At 70.6% G+C, this 18,927-nt stretch carries 17 protein-coding genes and 1 pseudogene; 13 read left to right on the top strand and 5 right to left on the bottom strand.

Annotated elements, in window-relative coordinates; all coding sequences use genetic code 11:
• Positions 1 to 188 precede the first annotated feature (188 nt).
• The 5 genes from HLK59_RS21475 to HLK59_RS21455 all read left to right on the top strand — a co-directional run bounded on the left by HLK59_RS21475 (position 189) and on the right by HLK59_RS21455 (position 4,726).
• Positions 189 to 1,772, top strand: coding sequence for an ATP-binding protein (locus tag HLK59_RS21475; RefSeq protein ID WP_171143112.1), 1,584 nt, complete (start codon positions 189 to 191; stop codon positions 1,770 to 1,772).
• Positions 1,769 to 2,176, top strand: a complete 408-nt coding sequence (locus HLK59_RS21470; protein WP_046261836.1) for a roadblock/LC7 domain-containing protein — start codon at positions 1,769 to 1,771, stop codon at positions 2,174 to 2,176. Before HLK59_RS21475 ends, HLK59_RS21470 begins: the two co-directional genes overlap by 4 nt.
• Positions 2,173 to 2,580, top strand: a complete 408-nt coding sequence (locus tag HLK59_RS21465; protein WP_171143111.1) for a DUF742 domain-containing protein — start codon at positions 2,173 to 2,175, stop codon at positions 2,578 to 2,580. Before HLK59_RS21470 ends, HLK59_RS21465 begins: the two co-directional genes overlap by 4 nt.
• Positions 2,561 to 3,181 carry an ATP/GTP-binding protein gene (locus tag HLK59_RS21460; RefSeq protein ID WP_171143110.1) on the top strand — a complete coding sequence of 207 codons (621 nt, stop codon included), beginning with the start codon at positions 2,561 to 2,563 and terminating at the stop codon, positions 3,179 to 3,181. Before HLK59_RS21465 ends, HLK59_RS21460 begins: the two co-directional genes overlap by 20 nt.
• A 63-nt stretch (positions 3,182 to 3,244) precedes the next feature.
• On the top strand, positions 3,245 to 4,726 hold the full coding sequence (locus HLK59_RS21455) for a cytochrome P450 (RefSeq protein WP_171143109.1): 1,482 nt from the start codon (positions 3,245 to 3,247) through the stop codon (positions 4,724 to 4,726).
• Here the strand turns inward: HLK59_RS21455 and HLK59_RS21450 are convergent.
• Positions 4,720 to 5,667 carry an RluA family pseudouridine synthase gene (locus tag HLK59_RS21450; RefSeq protein ID WP_171143108.1) on the bottom strand — a complete coding sequence of 316 codons (948 nt, stop codon included), beginning with the start codon at positions 5,665 to 5,667 and terminating at the stop codon, positions 4,720 to 4,722. The two genes, HLK59_RS21455 and HLK59_RS21450, sit on opposite strands and share 7 nt — an antisense overlap.
• Positions 5,668 to 5,808: 141 nt before the next feature.
• Positions 5,809 to 7,335 carry an amino acid permease gene (locus HLK59_RS21445; protein ID WP_171143107.1) on the bottom strand — a complete coding sequence of 509 codons (1,527 nt, stop codon included), beginning with the start codon at positions 7,333 to 7,335 and terminating at the stop codon, positions 5,809 to 5,811.
• Between the two features lie 282 nt (positions 7,336 to 7,617).
• Between HLK59_RS21445 and HLK59_RS21440 the strand changes: the two genes are divergently transcribed.
• From HLK59_RS21440 to HLK59_RS21430, 3 genes are all read left to right on the top strand, one after another.
• A complete protein-coding gene (locus HLK59_RS21440; protein ID WP_171143106.1) occupies positions 7,618 to 8,208 on the top strand; it encodes a PadR family transcriptional regulator in 591 nt (196 codons plus the stop codon).
• 174 nt (positions 8,209 to 8,382) lie between these two features.
• Complete coding sequence (locus HLK59_RS21435; protein ID WP_171143105.1) at positions 8,383 to 9,381, top strand: ATP-binding cassette domain-containing protein; 999 nt, start codon at positions 8,383 to 8,385, stop codon at positions 9,379 to 9,381.
• On the top strand, positions 9,378 to 10,154 hold the full coding sequence (locus HLK59_RS21430; RefSeq protein WP_171143104.1) for an ABC transporter permease: 777 nt from the start codon (positions 9,378 to 9,380) through the stop codon (positions 10,152 to 10,154). Before HLK59_RS21435 ends, HLK59_RS21430 begins: the two co-directional genes overlap by 4 nt.
• A 58-nt stretch (positions 10,155 to 10,212) precedes the next feature.
• Here the strand turns inward: HLK59_RS21430 and HLK59_RS21425 are convergent, their stop codons facing one another.
• Together HLK59_RS21425 and HLK59_RS21420 are read right to left on the bottom strand one after the other, a co-directional pair.
• Positions 10,213 to 11,052, bottom strand: coding sequence for a siderophore-interacting protein (locus HLK59_RS21425; RefSeq protein ID WP_171143103.1), 840 nt, complete (start codon positions 11,050 to 11,052; stop codon positions 10,213 to 10,215).
• 148 nt (positions 11,053 to 11,200) lie between these two features.
• Positions 11,201 to 12,130, bottom strand: coding sequence for a 5'-3' exonuclease (locus tag HLK59_RS21420; protein WP_240982561.1), 930 nt, complete (start codon positions 12,128 to 12,130; stop codon positions 11,201 to 11,203).
• Between the two features lie 154 nt (positions 12,131 to 12,284).
• Here HLK59_RS21420 and HLK59_RS21415 point away from each other — a divergent pair, with 154 nt between their 5' ends.
• The 4 genes and pseudogenes from HLK59_RS21415 to HLK59_RS21400 all read left to right on the top strand — a co-directional run bounded on the left by HLK59_RS21415 (position 12,285) and on the right by HLK59_RS21400 (position 16,722).
• Positions 12,285 to 13,334 carry a betaine/proline/choline family ABC transporter ATP-binding protein gene (locus HLK59_RS21415; protein ID WP_171143102.1) on the top strand — a complete coding sequence of 350 codons (1,050 nt, stop codon included), beginning with the start codon at positions 12,285 to 12,287 and terminating at the stop codon, positions 13,332 to 13,334.
• A pseudogene (locus tag HLK59_RS21410) lies at positions 13,327 to 15,117 on the top strand (ABC transporter permease/substrate binding protein); the annotation flags it as partial. The gene HLK59_RS21415 and the pseudogene HLK59_RS21410, both read left to right, overlap by 8 nt.
• A 319-nt stretch (positions 15,118 to 15,436) precedes the next feature.
• Positions 15,437 to 16,006, top strand: a complete 570-nt coding sequence (locus HLK59_RS21405) for an XRE family transcriptional regulator (protein ID WP_171143101.1) — start codon at positions 15,437 to 15,439, stop codon at positions 16,004 to 16,006.
• Positions 16,003 to 16,722, top strand: coding sequence for a helical backbone metal receptor (locus HLK59_RS21400; protein ID WP_171143100.1), 720 nt, complete (start codon positions 16,003 to 16,005; stop codon positions 16,720 to 16,722). The genes HLK59_RS21405 and HLK59_RS21400 overlap by 4 nt, the downstream gene beginning before the upstream one ends.
• On the opposite strand, the gene HLK59_RS21395 is transcribed toward HLK59_RS21400, so the two are convergent.
• On the bottom strand, positions 16,670 to 17,809 hold the full coding sequence (locus tag HLK59_RS21395; protein ID WP_171143099.1) for a TDT family transporter: 1,140 nt from the start codon (positions 17,807 to 17,809) through the stop codon (positions 16,670 to 16,672). The two genes, HLK59_RS21400 and HLK59_RS21395, sit on opposite strands and share 53 nt — an antisense overlap.
• 70 nt (positions 17,810 to 17,879) lie before the next feature.
• Between HLK59_RS21395 and HLK59_RS21390 the strand changes: the two genes are divergently transcribed.
• Positions 17,880 to 18,809: a LysR family transcriptional regulator gene (locus HLK59_RS21390; RefSeq protein WP_240982559.1), complete on the top strand. Its 930-nt coding sequence runs from the start codon at positions 17,880 to 17,882 to the stop codon at positions 18,807 to 18,809.
• The last annotated feature ends 118 nt before the right edge of the window (positions 18,810 to 18,927 follow it).

The following is an 18,927-nucleotide window of genomic DNA, read 5'->3' as shown; positions in this document are numbered from 1 at the left end:
GAAGCCTCTGCGTGTAAATGGAGCCGAGAGTACTCCTTGTTCGCGCCCCATTTCAGGTGCTTGCTGAATATGACACGGCGATGATCCGGTCGGACTAAGCTCGCCCGCGGCGCACCGAGTTGAGATGTATTCGTGCGCTTGTTCCCTATGTATGCGCATCCAAGCCGATTCATTTTCGAGGGCCTTACATGGTGAGTGTTCAATCCCCACCCGTACGCCGTGAACTTCCCTACGCGCGCGTGCTGTTGCTCCCCGCGATACTGATGGCCGCGGCCACCGGAGCCGCAGCCGCCGTGGTCCAGGAACCGGCCCGTACGGCCGTCGTCTGGTGCGGCGCCGTCGCCACGCTCCTGGTGCTCGCGGCGGCTTCCGAAGTGGTGCGCCGTGGCCGGTCCCTGCGTGACCTACGTGCCGAGTACGCCCGTAACAGCGCGTATCTGGAACGACGGGTCGCCACCCACGAGCAGGACATGCTCCGCCTCGCGAAGGAGATCGCACCCGCCGCCATCCACCGGTTGCGATCCGGAAATTCCCCCGGGGAGGTGATTCGCCGCATCGGCGACATCGACCCCTCCTACCGCGAACTCCCCGAGTCGCAGTTGATGTTGATCAAGACGGTCCTCGACATCATCGACCGAGAGGAAGCGCTCCGCGACTCCACGCAGCGCTCCTTCGTCTCCATCGCCCGCCGCGTCCAGGCGATCGTGCACCAGCAGAACAACGAACTCCGCGAGATGGAGGAGGACCACGGCCGCAACCCCGAGGTCTTCGACGACCTCCTGCGCATCGACCACGGCACCGCGCTGATCGGCCGCCTCGCCGACTCCATCTCCGTGCTCGGCGGCGGCCGCCCCGGCCGTCAGTGGCCCGATCCCGTCCCGCTGTACAGCGTGCTGCGCGGCGGCATGTCCCGCATCCTGGAGTACCGCCGCATCAAGCTGGACTCCATCGCCCAGGTCAACATCCGCGGCATCTCCGTCGAGCCGGTCATCCACGCCGTCGCGGAGCTCCTGGACAACGCCACCCGCTACTCGCCGCCGCAGACCAAGGTGCACGTCACCGCGAGCGAGGTGCAGACCGGCGTCGCCGTCGAGATCGAGGACGCCGGCGTCAGCTTCAGCGAGGAGGCCCGGGCCAAGGCCGAGGGCATGCTGGAGAACGCCAAGGCCGGTGTCGACCTCCAGGACCTGGGCGATTCCCCGCGCCTGGGCCTGGCCGTCGTCGGCCGGCTGTGCACGCAGTTCAACATGCAGGTCTCGCTGCGCTCCTCGGCGTACGGCGGCGTCCGCGCCGTCCTGATCGTGCCGCGCGAGATGATGACCAGCGATCCGGCGCCCGGACTCGCCCACGGCATCGGCGCCGGCGCCGTCCCGAAGACCGAAGGTGCGCTCGAAGGTCCCAAGCGCGCACCGAAGAGGCGGCGCCCCACCAGCCCGCGCATCCCCGTCGGCGTGTCCATGGAGGACGACGTCCCCGAGGTCACCGAGTGGACCGCCGGCGGGCTGCCGCAGCGCCGCAGCCGGGTCAAGACGCCGCTGCACCAGCGGTTCGCCGAGCAGGCGGCCATCGAGAAGGCCGAGCGGGAGGGCAAGCCGACCATCTGGTCGACGCCCGCCCCCGCCCCCGAGCCGGACAAGAAGGAACCCGAGCCCGGACTGTGGGTCGAGGCCTTCTGGAACGGACTCAAGGGCGACCCCGACCCGAGCGCATCCACCCAGCAGACCACCGAGCCGGCCCGGACCGAGGCCGACGACGAGAGGGACCACACGTGATCCAGCAGCGCGCCAACTTCGACTGGATGCTCAAGGATCTCGCCGACGGGGTACCGGGCATCGAGATGATCGTGGTGCTCTCCGCCGACGGCCTGCGCATCGCGCGCTACGGTGGCGACCCGGACGCAGCCGACCGCGTCGCCGCGGCCTGCGCGGGGCTCCAGAGCCTCGCCCACGCCGTCGCCCACGAGATCCCGGACAGCGACGGCCGGATGAAGATGGTCATCATCGAGATCAACGGCGGCTACTTCTACCTGATGGCCGCGGGCGCCAACGCCTATCTCGCGGTGCTCTCCGACGTGGTCGCCGAACCCGGTCTGATGAGCAACCGCATGCGCGACCTCGTCGTCAGAATCGGCGCCCATCTCACCAGTCCGCCCCGGCGGAACGGGCAGACCGTATGACTCCTCCGCAACGCCGGCGGCGGTACCCCAGTCAGGCACCGGAGGAACCGCCCCCGAAAGTGGTGGGCGAGGGCACCGGAAAACGCCCCCCGGAACGGCTCTACGTGGTCGCCGGGCCGGACGGGGAGCGGGCCGACCTCGACCTGGTCGCCTTAATCGTGGCGCGCGCCGACCCGCCGCCCTCCGCCACCCCTGAGCAGACGGCGATCCTCCGGCTCAGCACGGCCCCGATCTCGGTCGCCGAGCTCTCGGCCTATCTGAGCCTGCCGTTCAGTGTGATGACCGTCCTGCTCACGGAGATGCTGACGGCCGAACTGGTGACGGCGCGCGCCCCGATCGTCCGCCAGGCGCTCCCCGACCGTTCCCTTCTCGAAGCGGTGATGCATGGACTTCAAAGGCTCTGACACCATCCCCGGACCACGCTCGGAGGATCAACTGCCGCACACGGCCCAGGCCGCGGTGAAGATCGTGATCGTGGGCGGCTTCGGAGTCGGCAAGACGACGATGGTCGGATCGGTCAGCGAGATCAGGCCGCTGACCACCGAGGAGACCATGACCCAGGCCGGGATCGGGGTCGACGACAACTACGGCTCCGAGACCAAGACCGCCACCACCGTGGCCATGGACTTCGGACGCATCAGCATCACCGACCAACTCGTGCTCTACCTCTTCGGCACCCCCGGCCAGCAGCGCTTCTGGTTCCTGTGGAACGGACTGTTCGAGGGCGCGCTCGGCGCGGTGGTGCTGGTCGACACCCGGCGTCTGGAGGTCAGCTTCGACGTCATAGGACGGCTCGAAGAGCGCGGAGTGCCCTTCATCGTCGCCGTCAACTCCTTCCCGGACGGGCCCCGTTACCCCATCGCGGACCTGCGCGGCGCACTCGACCTGGACGAGGGCATCCCCATCGTGGAATGCGACGCACGCCGCCGGGCCTCCAGCCGCGACACCCTGATGACCCTGATGCGCTTCCTGCACTCGCTCGCGCTGACGGGCCGCCTCACCTGACCGCCCGCTGACCTCACCCGACCCCGACTCCCCAGCAACCGGATCCACTTCGGAGCGATCACAGTGACGCCTGAACCCCAGTCCCTGACCGGCGCCGACCCCACGGCCGGCCCGCCCCCCGGCTGCCCCGCCCACGGCCGTGGCCCCGGAGGGCTGCACCGGCTCTACGGCCCCGAGGCGGAGGACCTCGAAGGCCTCTACGAGAAACTCCGTGAGGAGCACGGCCCGGTGGCGCCCGTCCTCCTCCACGACGACGTGCCGATGTGGATCGTCCTCGGCCACGCCGAGAACCTCCACATGGTGGGCACGCCCTCGCACTTCTGCCGGGACAGCCGCATCTGGACCCCGCAGATCGAGGGCATGGTCAAGCCCGACCACCCGATGATGCCGCACATCACCTGGGCGCCCATCTGCTCCTACGCCGAGGGCGACGAGCACCTGCGCCTGCGCGGCGCCGTCACGGGCGCCATGTCGACCATCAACTACCGCTCCATCCGGCGCCACATCAACCGCTACACCCAGCGGCTGGTCAACGAGTTCTGCGAGGCGGGCGAGGCCGAACTCATCGCCCAGTTCGCCGAGCATCTGCCGATGGCCATCATGTGCGAGATCTTCGGCATGCCGGAGGAGTACAACGACCGGCTCGTACAGGCCACCCGCGACCTCCTCAAGGGCACCGAGACCGCCAACGCCAGCCAGGCGTACGTCATGGGCGTCCTCCAGGGTCTCGCCGCCCGCCGCCGCGAACAGCCCGACGACGACTTCGCCAGCCACCTCGTGCTGCACCCGGCGAAGCTCACCGACGACGAGGTCACCACCCACCTGTGGCTCGTCCTCCTCGCGGCCTACGAGGCCACGGTCAACCTCATCGGCAACGTCCTGCGCGCCGTGCTGACCAACCCGGGCTTTCGCGCCAGGCTCAACGGCGGCCAGATGACGGTCCCGCAGGCGGTCGAGCAGTCGCTGTGGGACGAGCCGCCGTTCAGTACGGTCTTCGCCTACTACGCCAAGCAGGACACGGAGCTGGGCGGCCAGCGCATCCGCAAGGGCGACGGTCTGCTGTTCGGTATCGCGCCGGGCAACATCGACCCGCGGGTCCGGCCCGACCTGGACGCCAACATGCAGGGCAACCGCTCGCACCTCGCCTTCGGCGGCGGCCCGCACGAGTGCCCCGGCCAGGACATCGCCCGTGGCATCGCCGACACCGGTGTCGACGCGCTGCTGATGAGGCTGCCGGACGTCCAACTCGACTGCGACGAGGACGAGTTGGACTGGCGCCAGTCGATCTCCTCGCGCCACCTCGTGGAACTGCCCGTCCGCTTCGCGCCCAAGGCGCAGCAGGACATCATGGAGAAGCCGGGCCACGCCCCGGTCCCGCAGCAGCGGCCCGGCTGGCAGGTCGGCACGGAGCGGCCGCAACCCACGGCCGTCGAACCCCAGCCCCAGCCTGAGCCCGCCGCCCCGCCCCAGCCCGCGCCGACGCCCGAACCGGCCCGCCCGATGGGCGCCTGGCGCCGCCTCCTGCGCTGGTGGCGCGGTTACTGACCGGCCCAGGCGCCGTGGTCGGCCCAGGCTCCCAGTACCCGAGTGCTCCGGAACCGGTGCTCCGCCCCCGTGATCGGATCGGTGAAGTCCAGTGCCCGCGCCAGCAGTTGGAGCGGCCGCCGGAACTCACCGGCCGGCACGGGGGCGGCGACCTCCGGATACAGCGGGTCGCCGAGGATGGGGACACCGAGGGCGTTCATGTGGACGCGCAGCTGGTGTGTCTGGCCGGTGGTGGGAGTGAGCCGGTACCGGCCCAACCGGTCACGCCGGTCCATGAGTTCGACACGGCTGACGGCGTTCGGCTCGCCCTCCACCTCATAGGCGGCCAGCACCCCGCGCTCCTTCACGATCCGGCTCCGCACGGTCACCGGCAGGGCGAGTTCGGCATCGTAGGGCGCGACGGCCTCGTACTCCTTGCGTACCCGCCGGTCCCGGAACAGCGACTGGTAGGCGCCCCGCTCCTCGGGTCGCACCGTGAACAGCACCAGTCCGGCGGTGAGCCGGTCCAGCCGGTGCGCGGCACCGAGCGCCGGGATGCCGAGTTCCCGGCGCAGCCGCGCGAGCGCGGTCTCGGTGACATGGCTGCCGCGGGGGGTGGTGGCGAGGAAGTGCGGTTTGTCGACGACGACGATGTGCTCGTCGCGATGCGCGACCTCCAGGGGGAAGGGCACGGGCACCTCGTACGGCAGCTCGCGGTGGAACCACACGTACATGCCGGGCACGTACGCGGCGTCGGGTGCCACGGGGACGCCGTCGGCCCCGACGACGAGCCCCCGGACCAGCATCCCGTCGACGACTCCGTCGCCCGCCCCCCTGAGCCGCTCCACCAGGTACTCCCGCACGGTGGCCCAGTCACCTTCACCCGGCAGCCGCACACGCACCGGGTCGATCCCGTCGCGCTGCGGCAGCGGGGCGGGCGGGGGAGCGGTGCGGCGTCTCATCGGGATCAAGCGTACGGGGTGCCTCCGGCGGTTGGCCGGGCGACTGAGGGGGTGCCGGGATTTGTCGGTGGTCGGGTGCTGCGCCGTCGTGGCTTGTCGCGCCCACGCGGCGGAGCCGCAAATCGACACAGCCCCGCGCCCCTAGGGGGTTGCAGTGGCCCTGTGCCTGCAATGGAGCCGCCAGCCCAACCCCAGTACCAGCGTCGCCCCCAGGAACAGCACCGTGAACCACTGGAAGTACCAGTGGCCGCCCGCCGGGTCGTAGACCTCTGCCCTCGGCCAGGCCAGGTTGACCGTCATGAACAGGCCGTAGAGGAGGGCGAGGGCGTTGACCGGGACGCCCCAGCGGCCCAGGGAGAAGAGTTTCCCACCCTTTTCGTCCGTGCCCTCGGAGGTGAAGCGGCCGCGGAGGCGGGCGATCAGGAGGGGGCCGGTGACCATCGCGTACGCCAGGTACAGCATCACGATGCAGGTCGTGCCGATCGCCAGGAACGCCTCCGGGGAGGCGAAGTTGAGGAGCAGCAGGGCCGCGGCGAGGACGCCGACCACCAGGGCGGGGGCGCCCGGCATGCCGGTGCGGGGGTGGACGCGTGCGAGGCGTGCCGCGAAGGGGAGCTGGCCGTCGCGGGCCATGGAGAACAGCATCCGGCAGGCCGCCGTCTGGATCGCGAGGGTCGCCACCGCGATGGCCACCACCACGTCGGCCAGCAGCAACTTGCCGACCCCGTCGCCCAGGCTGCTCGTGAGGACGTAGCTCAGCCCGTCGACCGCCAGGTGTCCGTCGGTCAGGCTGGGGGCCGCCAGCAGGCCGCCCAGCACGATCAGACCGCCGAGGAGGCCCGCCGCACCCAGCGCGGTGAGGATCGTGCGGGGCGCGGTGCGCCGTGGATCGCGGGTCTCCTCGCTCATCTCACCCGCGCTGTCGAACCCGATCATCACGTACGCCGCGGTGAACGAACCCACCAGCAGGGCACCGAACAGGCCGGACTGGGCCGCGCCCTCGGTGTGGAAGGTGATGCCGGGCGTGCGCTCGGAGTGGGTGAGCAGCAGCACGACGATCAGGACCGCGCCGATGATCTCGGCCGTCACCCCGACCCGGTTGATCACGGACATCACCCGGTTGTCGAGCACGTTCACGAGTGTCGTCAGCGCGAGCAGGAACACGCCCAGGAGCGCCGCGTTGGCCGCCCCGTCCGCCGAGGTCGGCGCGGGGTCGGTGCCGATCAGCTGGAAACCCGACCAGATCGCCGGCAGCACCATCTGGAGTGCCAGCGCGGCCGCCGCGACCACCACGATCTGCCCGATCACCATGATCCAGCCGGCGAACCAGCCGAAGGTGAGGTTCGACAGCCGCGACGACCACTGGTAGATCGCGCCCGAGATCGGATAGCGCGCGGCCAGCTCCGCGAAGCAGGCGGCCACCATCAGCTGCCCGACCAGCACCGCCGGCCAGGCCCAGAAGAAGACGGGGCCGCCGAACGCGTACCCGAAGGCGAAGAACTGGAAGACCGTCGTCAGGACGGAGATGAAGGAGAACCCGGCCGCGAACGACGCGTACCGGCCCAGGCTGCGGTGGAGTTCCTGGCGGTAGCCGAACTCGGCGAGCGAGCGGTCGCCGGGGGGCTGCGGTGGATCGGGGCGGACTTCGGAGGGGCTGGTTGTCGTCACGGCGGCACCTGCCTTCGGCGGCGGAAGAGCGGGACAGCGGTGCGGGCGCTGAGTTCCTGTCGGGCGACAGAATTCCTGTCGGGCGACAGAAATTAGGGAGCCGCTGTTTCACCCGCGTGACGCGGCCATGTCGAAGGTGGGCCCAAGTCCTCACCTGTCTTGCGCATCCCGTCCATACGCGATACATCGTGTCTATTGACGGGTTGTCGTGGGTCGCGATATGTTCGGCTACGGATATTCGGATGCGAAGTAGAGATGTAGGGACGTGAGGTGAACCGGGCCGTGAAACGTCGCAAGCTCCGCAACCCCTTGGCGCTCGCCGTGCTGGCGACCCTGTGGCAGAAGCCGATGCATCCCTACGAGATCGCCCAGACCCTGCGCCGCCAGGGCAAGGACTCCAGCACGAAGATCAACTACGGCTCGCTCTACACGGTCGTGCAGAACCTCGAGAAGCACGGCTTCGTCGAGGTCACCGACGTGCAGCGGCAGGGCAACCGGCCCGAGCGGACCGTCTACGGCATCACCGCGGCCGGCCGTCAGGAGACCACCGAGTGGATGTCGGACCTGGTCGCCTTCCCGGCCAAGGAGTACCCGATCTTCGAGACCGCGCTCTCGCTGCTCGGCGTGCTGCACCCCGACGACGTGGTGTCACTGCTTCAGGAACGGCTGGAGGCACTGGAGGTCCAGGTGGCCGCCGGCCGGGGCGCACTGGAGAAGCTCTACGAGACGCTGCCCCGGCTCTTCCTGGTGGAGAACGAGTACCAGCTCCACATGATCGAGGCGGAGGCGCGGTGGGTCCGTGGCCTTCTCGACGAGATCAGGAGGGGCGAACTGCCCGGCATCGACGAGTGGAAGGCGTTCCACGAACCGTGACCTGACGAAGAACAGGCCCCGGCAGGGCTGTTGGAGCAGCCCGCCGGGGCCTCGAACCCCGAGCTGAATCCGCCGTGAGGCACATCCAGGCGATCGAGGTGCGGCACACCCAGGATAGCCCGGTGCCCCTCACGCGGATCAGCTGTCATCCGCTCACCCAGGAGAGCACCTGTCATGAACACCCGTGCGCCCGCAGTCGAGGCGCGTCAGCTGATCAAGACCTACCCGGGTGATGTCACCGCCCTCAACGGCATGGACATCACCGTCGAACCCGGCACCGTCTTCGGCCTTCTCGGCCCCAACGGCGCCGGCAAGTCCACCACCGTCAAGATCCTCACCACCCTGGCCCGCCCCGACTCCGGCACGGCCGCCGTCGCCGGTCACGACGTGCTGCGCCACCCGGACCGGGTGCGCCGCGCGATCGGCGTGGTCGCGCAGAACTCCGGCGCCGACCCCGGGGCCACCGGCCGCGAGAACCTCCGGCTCCAGGGCAGGCTCTACGGGCTGAAGGGAGCCGGCCTCGACCGGCGCGTGGCCGAACTCCTCGACCGCTTCACCCTCGCCGACGCCGCGGACCGTCAGGTCAAGGGCTACTCCGGCGGTATGCGCCGCCGCCTCGACGTCGCCCTCGGTCTGGTGCACCGCCCCGAGGTGCTCTTCCTCGACGAGCCCACCACCGGTCTCGACCCCCAGGCCCGCACCGCGATGTGGGACGAGATCAGTCGGCTCTCCGGTGAGGAGGGGCTGACCATCCTGCTCACCACGCACTATCTGGAAGAGGCCGACCGGCTCGCCGAACGCGTCGCCATCGTCGACCGCGGCCGGGTCGTGGTCGAGGGCACCCCGGACTCCCTCAAGGGCGAACTCCGCGGCGACGCCGTCCACCTGGAGCTGCGCTCCGGCGTCGGCGAAGCCGGTCGTACGCTGCTCGGGAACGCCCTCGGCGGACTGCCGGGCGTGCACGAGATCCTGGTCGACGGGCACCGCGTCAGCGTCCGCGCCGACGACGGAGGGGCCACGGTCCCCGTACTGCTGGGGGCACTCGAGCGCGCCGGGGTCGGCGTCGTCGCCGCGACGGTCGCCCGGCCCTCGCTCGACGACGTGTATCTGCGCTACGCGGGCCGCCGCTACTCCGAGGCCGACGAGCCGGCGCTCGCGGGAGGTGCCCGATGAGCACCGCCGTCTCCCAGACCTGGTACATGACGCAGCGTCAACTCATGGTGTTCGTACGGCAGCCCGCGTATGCGGTCATCACCCTGATCCAGCCGGTGATCTGGCTGTTCCTGTTCGGCAGCCTGTTCCGGAAGGTCGTCGAACTCGGCGGCTTCGGCACCACCTCGTACCTCGACTACCTCGTCCCCGGCGTGGTCGTGATGAGCGCGCTGAGCTCCAACATGTGGGCCGGGATGACCACGCTCGACGAGATCCAGCGCGGCACCCTGGACCGCTTCCTGACCACGCCGGTCAGCCGGGCGGCGCTGATGAACGGCAACGTGGTCAACAACGGCCTGGTGACCGCCGCGCAGTCGGTGATCATCGTGCTGCTCGGGCTGCTGGGCGGGGCGGACTACCCGGGCGGGGTCGCCGGGATCGCCGTCCTGGTCGTCGCCTCGGTGCTGCTCGGCACCGTCTTCGGGGCGCTGTCCAACGCGCTGGGCATGCTGGTGCGGGAGCGGGAGTCGATCATCGGGATCAACACGTTCCTGCTGCTGCCGCTCACCTTCCTGTCCAGCGCCTTCATGGCACCGGACCAGATGCCCGGCTGGATGCGGCACGTCGCCGACTTCAACCCGCTCGACTGGGCGATGGTCGCGGGACGTTCGGCGCTGTCCGGCCACCCCGACTGGAGCGCGGTGCTCCTGCGGGGTGGCGCGCTGCTCGCGCTGGCGGTGGCGGCGGTGTGGCTCTCGATCCGCACGTTCCGGTCGTACCAGCGCTCCGTGTAGCGGTGTGGGAGGGCGCTCAGGCGCCCTCCCACATTCATATCTGCCAAAAGGGAAAGGGTCAGGCGGGCGTGCCCTCCTGCTCCGCCTCGATCCGCGCGTTCCAGTCCCGCTTCGAGGCCTGCCAGCCGTCCTCGTTGTGACCGAGCCGCCAGTACCCGGAGATCGACAGGTCCTCGCGCGGGATCTCGCGCTCGACGCGCAGCAGATGCCGCAGCTGCTTCACGAAGTGCGCCTCGCCGTGGACGAAGGCGTGCACCCGGCCCGCCGGGAACTCCAGTGTCCGCACGGCCTCGGTGAGCGCCTCGCCGACCGGCCGGTCCCCGCGGTGCAGCCAGACGACCTCCACATCGGAGTCGATCTTCTGCTCCTCCTCGGGCCCGGAGACCTCGATGAAGGCGTGCGCCGTGGCGCCGTCGGACAGCACCTCCAGGGAGCGGGCGATCGCGGGCAGCGCGCTTTCGTCGCCGACGAGCAGATGCCAGTCGGCGGCGGGATCGGGCGTGTAGGCACCGCCGGGCCCCATGAACCGCACGGTCTCGCCCGGCTGCACGCTTGCCGCCCAGGGTCCCGCGAGGCCCTCGTCGCCGTGGACCACGAAGTCCAGGGTCAGCTCACGGTGTTCGGCATCCCAGTGGCGCACGGTGTACGTCCGCGTCACCGGCCACTGCTCGCGCGGGAACTCCTCGCGGATGCGCTCCATGTCGAAGGGCTCCGGATAGATCGCACCCCCGGCCGGGAACAGCAGCTTCACGTAATGGTCGGAGCAGGTGTCCGCCGCGAAGTCGGCGAGCCCCTCACCTCCGAGCACCACACGCTGCATGTGTGGGGTCAGCCGCTCGGTGCGGACGACCTGAGCGGAATGCGGCTTCCGCGGCTTGCGTCCCGGTCGTTCTGCCATGGCGGCCTCCCTGCCTTTTCGCTTAGGCTTACCTAAGTTAGCATCTCCCCCCTACTTAACACCCCTTGTATGAGGGCAAGATTAAGCCATTGTGGAGAGTGGCGATCCCCTCTGAAGAGAAGCTCATTCACTCAGCAGAGAACATGATTTACGGTGCCAGGGTCGTCAGCAGCCGCTGCAAGGAACCGCCCAGCCCCCAGCGGGCCGCCAGCCGCTCCACCGCCGCCGGGTCGCGCGGGCCGCGCGGCACCGCCGTGTCGACCTCCGGGAGCGGCACGTCGTCCGCGACCTTCACGACCTTGGGCGCCACCGCGACATAGGGCCGGGACTCGTCAAGACGCTTGCGCTGCGAGGGCGTGAGCTTCGCCTTCGGGTCGTCGACCGCCGCCATGATCCCGGCGAGGTCGCCGAACTCCGCCAGCAGCTTGGCCGCCGTCTTCTCCCCGATGCCGGGCACCCCCGGCAGACCGTCGCTCGGGTCCCCGCGCAGCGTCGCCAGATCCGCGTACCCCCTCCCGTCCACCCCGTACTTCTCGCGCAGCCACGCCTCGTCCGTGAGCTGGAGGGTGCCCACGCCCTTGAGCGGGTACAGCACCCGCACCCCGCGTCCGTCGTCCACCAGCTGGTACAGGTCGCGGTCGCCGGTGACGATGTCGACCGGGCCCTTCGCTCGCGCGGTGAACGTGCCGATCACGTCGTCCGCCTCGTACCCCGCCACGCCCACGCGCGCGATGCCGAGCGCGTCGAGGACCTCCTCGATGACCGGGACCTGCGGCGAGAGCGTGTCCGGCACCTCCTCCTCGTCCGGCCCCGCCTCGCGCTCCTCGGCGACGCGGTGCGCCTTGTAGGAGGGGATCAGGTCGACCCGCCACTGCGGACGCCAGTCGGCGTCCATGCAGGCCACCAGCTCGTCGGGATGGTGGTCCTTGACCAGGCGGTCGATGAATTCCAGCAGCCCGCGCACGGCGTTCACCGGCGTGCCGTCCGGGGCCTTCACGGACTCCGGGACGCCGAAGTAGGCGCGGAAGTAGAGGGAGGCGGTGTCGAGGAGCATCAGTCGTCCGGTCACGCCTCGCATCATGCCGTACGGCGCCGACAACCCTGTGAACTGGGCCACGCGGGTGTTTGCGCCATGAAGGCAGGGGCAGGCGCGGCTGATCGGAGCGGCACCGGTTGCTCGTTCAACTGTCTGCGGCCGTCTTCCGCCCCTGTTCCCGAGCCAAGAGGTACGTGTGTCAGCCAGCCTGGAAGCCGAACATCTCTACAAGGTGTTCGGCAGACGACCGAGTGAGGCAGTGGAGAGACTGCGCGATGGAGCCGACCGGGAGGAGCTGCGCGCCGACGGCACCACCGCCGCGGTCGTCGACGCCTCCTTCACCGTGGAGCCCGGCCAGATCTTCGTCGTCATGGGACTGTCCGGATCCGGCAAGTCCACGTTGCTGCGCATGCTCAACGGCCTCCTCGAACCCACCGCAGGACACGTCCGCTTCGACGGGCAGGACCTGACCGCCCTCGGCGACCGTGAGCTGCGCGCGGTCCGGGCGACGAAGATCAGCATGGTCTTCCAGCACTTCGCGCTCTTCCCGCACCGCAGCGTCCTGGAGAACGCCGCCTACGGCCTCGCCGTGCAGGGCGTTCCCCGCGCCGAGCGCGACCGGCGTGCCACCGAGGCCCTGGCCCTGTGCGGGCTGACCGGCTGGGAGAAGTCCTGGCCCGACGAGCTCTCCGGCGGCATGCAGCAGCGCGTCGGCCTGGCCCGCGCCCTCGCCACCGATGCCGACCTGCTCCTCATGGACGAGTCCTTCAGCGCCCTGGACCCGCTGATCCGCCGCGACATGCAGGACCAGCTCCTGGAGCTCCAGAAGACCCTGAAGAAGACCATCGTCTTCATCACCCACGACCTCAACGAGGCCATGCGCCTGGGCGACCGCATCGCCGTCATGCGCGACGGACGCATCGTCCAGACCGGCACCGCCGAGGACATCCTCGTGCGGCCCGCGGACGACTACGTGGCCTCCTTCACCAAGGACGTCGACCGCGCGCGGGTGCTGACGGCCTCCGCCGTCATGGACACCGACGTCCGCGGCGTCGAGGCCGACTGCGGCTGTGCGAGCGGCTGCGAGACCGCGACGCCCGACACGCCGTTCACCGAACTCTGCGCGATCAGCGCCCGGTCGACCCACCCCGTGGCGGTGCTGGACGAGCAACGGAAACTCGTCGGAGTGGTCCCGAGCAGGCGCCTGATCGCCTTCCTCGGCGAGGCGGAGGCCGCGCATGCCTAGGATCCCGCTCGGCGACTGGGTCAACGACGCGGTCGACTGGCTGCTCGGCCACATGGCCTGGCTCTTCGACTTCCTCAAGACCGTCTTCACCGGCGCCTACGACGGTATCGACGCCGTCCTCCAGGCGCCCCGACCACTGCTCCTCGCGGGCATCTTCGCCATCGTCGCCTTCTGGCTGCGCGGCACCACGGCCGGAGTCCTCACCTTCGCGGGGTTCGCCTTCATCGACTCCCTGGAACTGTGGGAAGACGCGATGGTGACCCTCTCGCTGGTCCTCGTCGCCACGATCATCGCCCTGGTGATCTCCGTGCCCGTCGGCATCTGGGCGGCCCGCTCCGACCGGGTCAGCGCACTGGTCCGGCCGGTCCTGGACTTCATGCAGACGCTGCCCGCGATGATCTACCTCATCCCGGCGATCCTCTTCTTCGGCACCGGCGCCTCCGCGGGCATCGTCGCCACCCTGATCTTCGCGCTCGCCCCCGGAGTGCGCATGACCGAGCTGGGCATCCGCCAGGTCGACAAGGAACTGGTCGAGGCGGCCGAGGCGTTCGGCACGACTCCCAGGGACACCCTGCTGCGGGTCCAGCTCCCGCTCGCCCTGCCCACCGTCATGGCCGGCGTCAACCAGGTCATCATGCTCGGCCTGTCGATGGCCGCGATCGCCGGCATGGTCGGCACCGGCGGCCTCGGCGGCCGTGTCAACGAGGCCATCGGACAGCTCGACGTGGGCCTCGGCTCCGAGGCGGGCGTCGCCATCGTGATCCTCGCGATCTACCTCGACCGTATGACCGGCGCCCTGGGCGCCCAGGTCTCCCCGCTGGGCCGCCGCGCCGCCGCCAAGGCGCGTGCCGCACAGGGCCTGAGGTTCCGGTCCTACCGCCCCCGTCCGCAGGTCGCCGTCATCGGCGTGGTGGTCCTCGCCCTCGTCGCGGGCGGCATGGGGATGTTCGGTGCCGAGGACGACAGCGCCACCCCGGTCGGCGAGAACGTCGGCCAGGGCGAGAAGGTCAGCATCGGCTACATCCCCTGGGACGAGGGCGTCGCCTCCACCTTCCTCTGGAAGGAGCTCCTGGAGGAACGCGGCTTCGAGGTGGAAGCCGAGCAGCTCGACGCCGGCCCGCTCTACACCTCCCTGGCCTCCGGCAACATCGACTTCCAGACCGACGCCTGGCTGCCGACCACCCACGCCGAGTACTGGAAGAAGTACGGCGACCAGTTGGACGACCTCGGCTCCTGGTACGGCCCGACCTCCCTGGAACTGAGCGTCCCCGCGTACATGAAGGGCATCGACTCCCTGGCCGACCTCAAGGGCCGGTCCACCGAGTTCGGCGGGAAGATCACCGGGATCGAGTCCAGTGCCGGAATGATGGGCCTGCTCAAGAGCAAGGTCCTGGCGGAGTACGGCCTCGACAAGGAGTACGAGGTCGTCGACAGCTCCACGCCGGCGATGCTGGCCGAGCTGAAGCGGGCGTACAGCAAGCAGGAGCCGGTCGTCGTCACGCTCTGGTCGCCGCACTGGGCGTACAGCGACTACGAGCTCAAGAAGCTCAAGGACCCGAAGGGCGCCTGGGGCAAGGGCGACGGGGTGCACACGGTGGCCCGCGAGGGCTTCGCCGACGACAACCCGGTCGTCGCCAAGTGGCTGAAGGACTTCACGATGAGCGAGAAGCAGCTCACCGGTCTGGAAGCCGAGATCAACAAGGCGGGCAAGGGCAGGCAGCAGGACGCCGTACGCACCTGGCTGAAGGCCAACCCCGGACTCCTCGACAAGCTCGCACCGGTCTAGGACACCGCCACCCCCGCCGAGGCGAAGCGGCCCGTCGACGTACGCGATCCATGAGAAGGATCCGGACAACCACATAGAGCTATGCCGCCCCCTGAGCCTCAGGGGGCGGTCGTCGTCAGCTGGTTCGTCCTGACGGGGGAAACCCCGCACGGGGCGGTGGGGGAGCTGATCTACTGGCCGGAGTTGGCGAGATGGCCCTCGCGCGGTTTACGGCAATGTGACGGGCGCATGAAACGGTTTGCCGAACATGCGTAGGGTGCAGACAACTCATCAGAGAGTGTGAACGGACCGACGAGCGAAGGAGGGAGCCGGAGCGATGGGCGACCACAAAGAACAACCCTTGCGGGTCGGCGCGGCCGTCAGGCGACGACGCCGTGCGCTGGAGCTCACCCTCGCCGTCGTGGCCGAACGCAGCGGCCTGTCGGTGCCGTTCCTCAGCCAGATCGAGAACGAGCGGGCACGGCCCAGCCAGAGCTCCCTGGAGAAGGTCGCCGACGCCCTGCGCACCACCGCCGTGGAACTCCTCGCCGCCGCCGACCCGGCGTGCAGCGTCGACGTCGTCCGCGCCGACGACACCGATCCGGAGTGCCGCTCCCGGGCGCGTTCCCTGGTGCGCGGTCACCATCAGATGCACGCCCAGGAGTTCACCGGCGACCATGACGCCGGCCGTGAATTCCAGTTCCGCAACGACCAGTTGATGTACGTCGCCGACGGCGCGGTGGAGATCGAGGCGGAGGGCCGGGCGTACCGGCTCGGCCGCGGCGACACGCTCTACCTCACCGGTGGCGTACGGCACCGGTGGCGGGCCACCGTGCCCGAGACCCGGGTCGTGGTCGTCGCCGTGGCCGAGCACATCGAGGCGGTCCGGGACCGGCCACGCGCGTGAGGGTCGTCTCCCTGGTCCCGTCCCTCACGGAGGCGGTGGCCCGTACCGTCCCCGGCGCCCTGGTCGGTGCCACGGACTGGTGCACCCACCCGGCCGACCTCGACGTCACGCGCGTGGGCGGCACCAAGAACCCCGGGCTCGACCGCATCCTCACCCTCGCCCCCGACCTCGTCGTCGCCAACGAGGAGGAGAACCGCGAACCGGACCTCGCCGCTCTGCGCGAGGCGGGCGCCGAGGTCCTGGTGACGGAGGTACGGGACATCCCGCAGGCCTTCGGGGAACTGGCCCGCGTACTGGAGGCCTGCGGCGCGCGGACCCGCCCGCGCTGGCTGGACGAGGCGGAGTCGGCGTGGCAGGCGCTGCCGGAACCCTCGTACCGGACGACGGCCGTGGTGCCGATCTGGCGCCGCCCCTGGATGGTGCTGGGGCGCGACACCTTCGCAGGGGACGTGCTGGCGCGCCTGGGCGTGGACCACGTGCACGCGACGCACCCCGAGCGCTATCCGCGGATCCCGGTCGACGACCTGAACGCGGCCGCACCGGACGTCGTCGTCCTCCCGGACGAGCCCTACCGCTTCACCCCGGACGACGGCCCGGACGCGTTCCCCGGCCTGCCCTGCGCCCTGGTCAGCGGCAGGCACCTCACCTGGTACGGCCCGTCCCTCACCGAGGCGCCAGGGCTGCTGACGAAGGCCCTGCGAGCAGCGCACCGCTGAGCAGCCCGCGCGCGGTGTGCAGGGCGGCGGTGGCCCAGGCGGCGACGAGGACGACGTACAGCGCGACGGCGAGCCACTGGAAGGCGAGGAGTCCGGTGTGCCGGGCCAGCCCCTCCGCGCCGGTGACACAGGTACCGACCGGGAAGGTGAAGGCCCACCACGTCATCGCGAACCCCATGCCCGCCCGCCGGGCCCGCAGGACATGCGCGGTGGCGAGCGCGAACCACAGCAGCGCGAACCCCGTCACGGGCACGCCGTAGAGAACGGCGAGGACGCCGAAGCCTCCGCTGTAGGGCGCGGGTACGACACCGGGCGCGATGTCCGCGAAGTGGTTGACGGCGGTCGTGGACTGGCCCAGCGGGCCCAGCACGAGGAACAGGGTCGGGGTGAGGGCGAGGGGCAGCGGGCCGCCCGTGACGATCCGCCCGAAGACGAGCGGCAGCATGAGCAGCGTCGCGAGCAGGCTGATCCCGAACATCGCCACACACGCGAGCAGCAGGGTCTCCCGCGCCTGCCCGGCCGGGAGATGGGGCACGAGCAGCGGTCCGAGCGCCGCCGACACCATGGGCGCGACGAGCGGCAGCAGCCACACGGGCGTGGCCTGTGACGGCTCGACCCGATGGCGTACGGCCATGAGGTACGGGACGGCGACGGCCGCGGTGAGTCCGACGGCCGTGCCGGCGGTGAACAGCACGGCGTCCAGAGCGACCGCGGCCCGCGTGCCGATCCAGTCGGAGCCGACCGTGAGGGCGCCGCCGCCGACGGCGAGCAGGGCCATGGAGAGGCAGCCGTAGAAGGGCGCCATGGCCGGGTCGAGGAGATGGGCGCGCGCCTGGTCCCGATGGTGGGTCCAGTGCAGGGCGCGGGCGCACAGCAGGACGAGGAGGAGGGCGAGGGAGAGCGCCCAGACGCCGGTGAGGGCGGTGCGCAGACCGGGAACGGAGACCGGCAGTCCGGCTCCGGCGGTGGCGACGACGGCGGTGCCCATGACGGTGGCGTACCAGTTGGGTCCGAGGTGACGGACGGCGATGGCGCGCGCGGGACGTGCGGTGGCACGGGGGAGAAGGGGCTGGGCTGCGGTGACCATGATTCGACGATCGCGCGGTGGTGCGGCGGCCACCAGGGACGACGCCTCTATGAGGACATAAACTGGATTTATGAGCAGTGAGCGGGAGGGCTCTCCCTCGACCCCCGGTGGCATGCTGGCGCACCGCGTCCCCGACCTGGGGGCGCTGGAACTGCTCCTGGCGGTGGCCCGGCTCGGCAGCCTGGGTGCGGCTGCGCGGGAGATCGGCATCACCCAGCCGGCGGCCAGCAGTCGCATCCGCTCGATGGAACGTCAGCTGGGCGTGGCGCTGGTGGACCGCTCGCCGCGCGGCTCCCGTCTCACGGACGCGGGTGCGCTGGTGACGGACTGGGCGCGGCGGATCGTGGAGGCGGCGGAGGCGTTCGACGTGGGGGCGCAGGCGCTGCGGGACCGGCGGGACTCGCGGCTGCGGGTGGCGGCGAGCATGACGATCGCGGAGTATCTGCTGCCGGGCTGGCTGCTGGCGTTGCGCGCCCAGCGTCCGGACACGGCGGTGTCGTTGCTGGCCGGCAACTCGGCGGCGGTGGCGTCCCGGCTGCTCGCGGACGAGGCGGACCTGGGGTTCGTGGAGGGCCTCACCGTGCCGACGGGCCTCGACTCGGTCGTGATCGCCCATGACCACCTGATCGTGGTGACGGCCCCGGCCCACCCCTGGGCGCGCCGCCGACGGGCCCTGGCGGCCGACGAGTTGGCGGCGACCCCGTTGATCCTCCGCGAGGAGGGCTCGGGTACCCGGCAGGTGCTGGACGCGGCGCTGGGCGGTCTGGCGAGGCCGCTGATCGAGCTGTCCTCGACGACCGCGGTCAAGGCGGCGGCGGTGAGCGGGGCGGGCCCGGCGGTCCTGAGCGAACTGGCGGTGGGGGAGGAACTGGCGATGCGGAGGCTGGTCCGGGTACCGGTGGAGGGCGTCTCGCTGGCCCGGGACCTACGGGCGGTCTGGCCCACGGGACACCGACCGGTGGGACCGGCCCGGGAGTTGCTGTCGCTGACGCGGGGGTAGGCGCTCTTGAGCTCTTCAGCCCGTCTGGGGGCGCAGCCCGTAGGGGCGGCGGGGGCGAAAACCCTTGGCGCGCACCGCGGTCGACCCGCACGATGCCGCCTGGCTCTTATACCCATCT

The sequence above is a fragment of the Streptomyces sp. S3(2020) genome, assembly GCF_013044505.1.
Lineage (GTDB): Bacteria > Actinomycetota > Actinomycetes > Streptomycetales > Streptomycetaceae > Streptomyces.
Note: the sequence above shows the minus strand (reverse complement) of the source record. Positions and strands in the feature narration are given on the sequence as shown.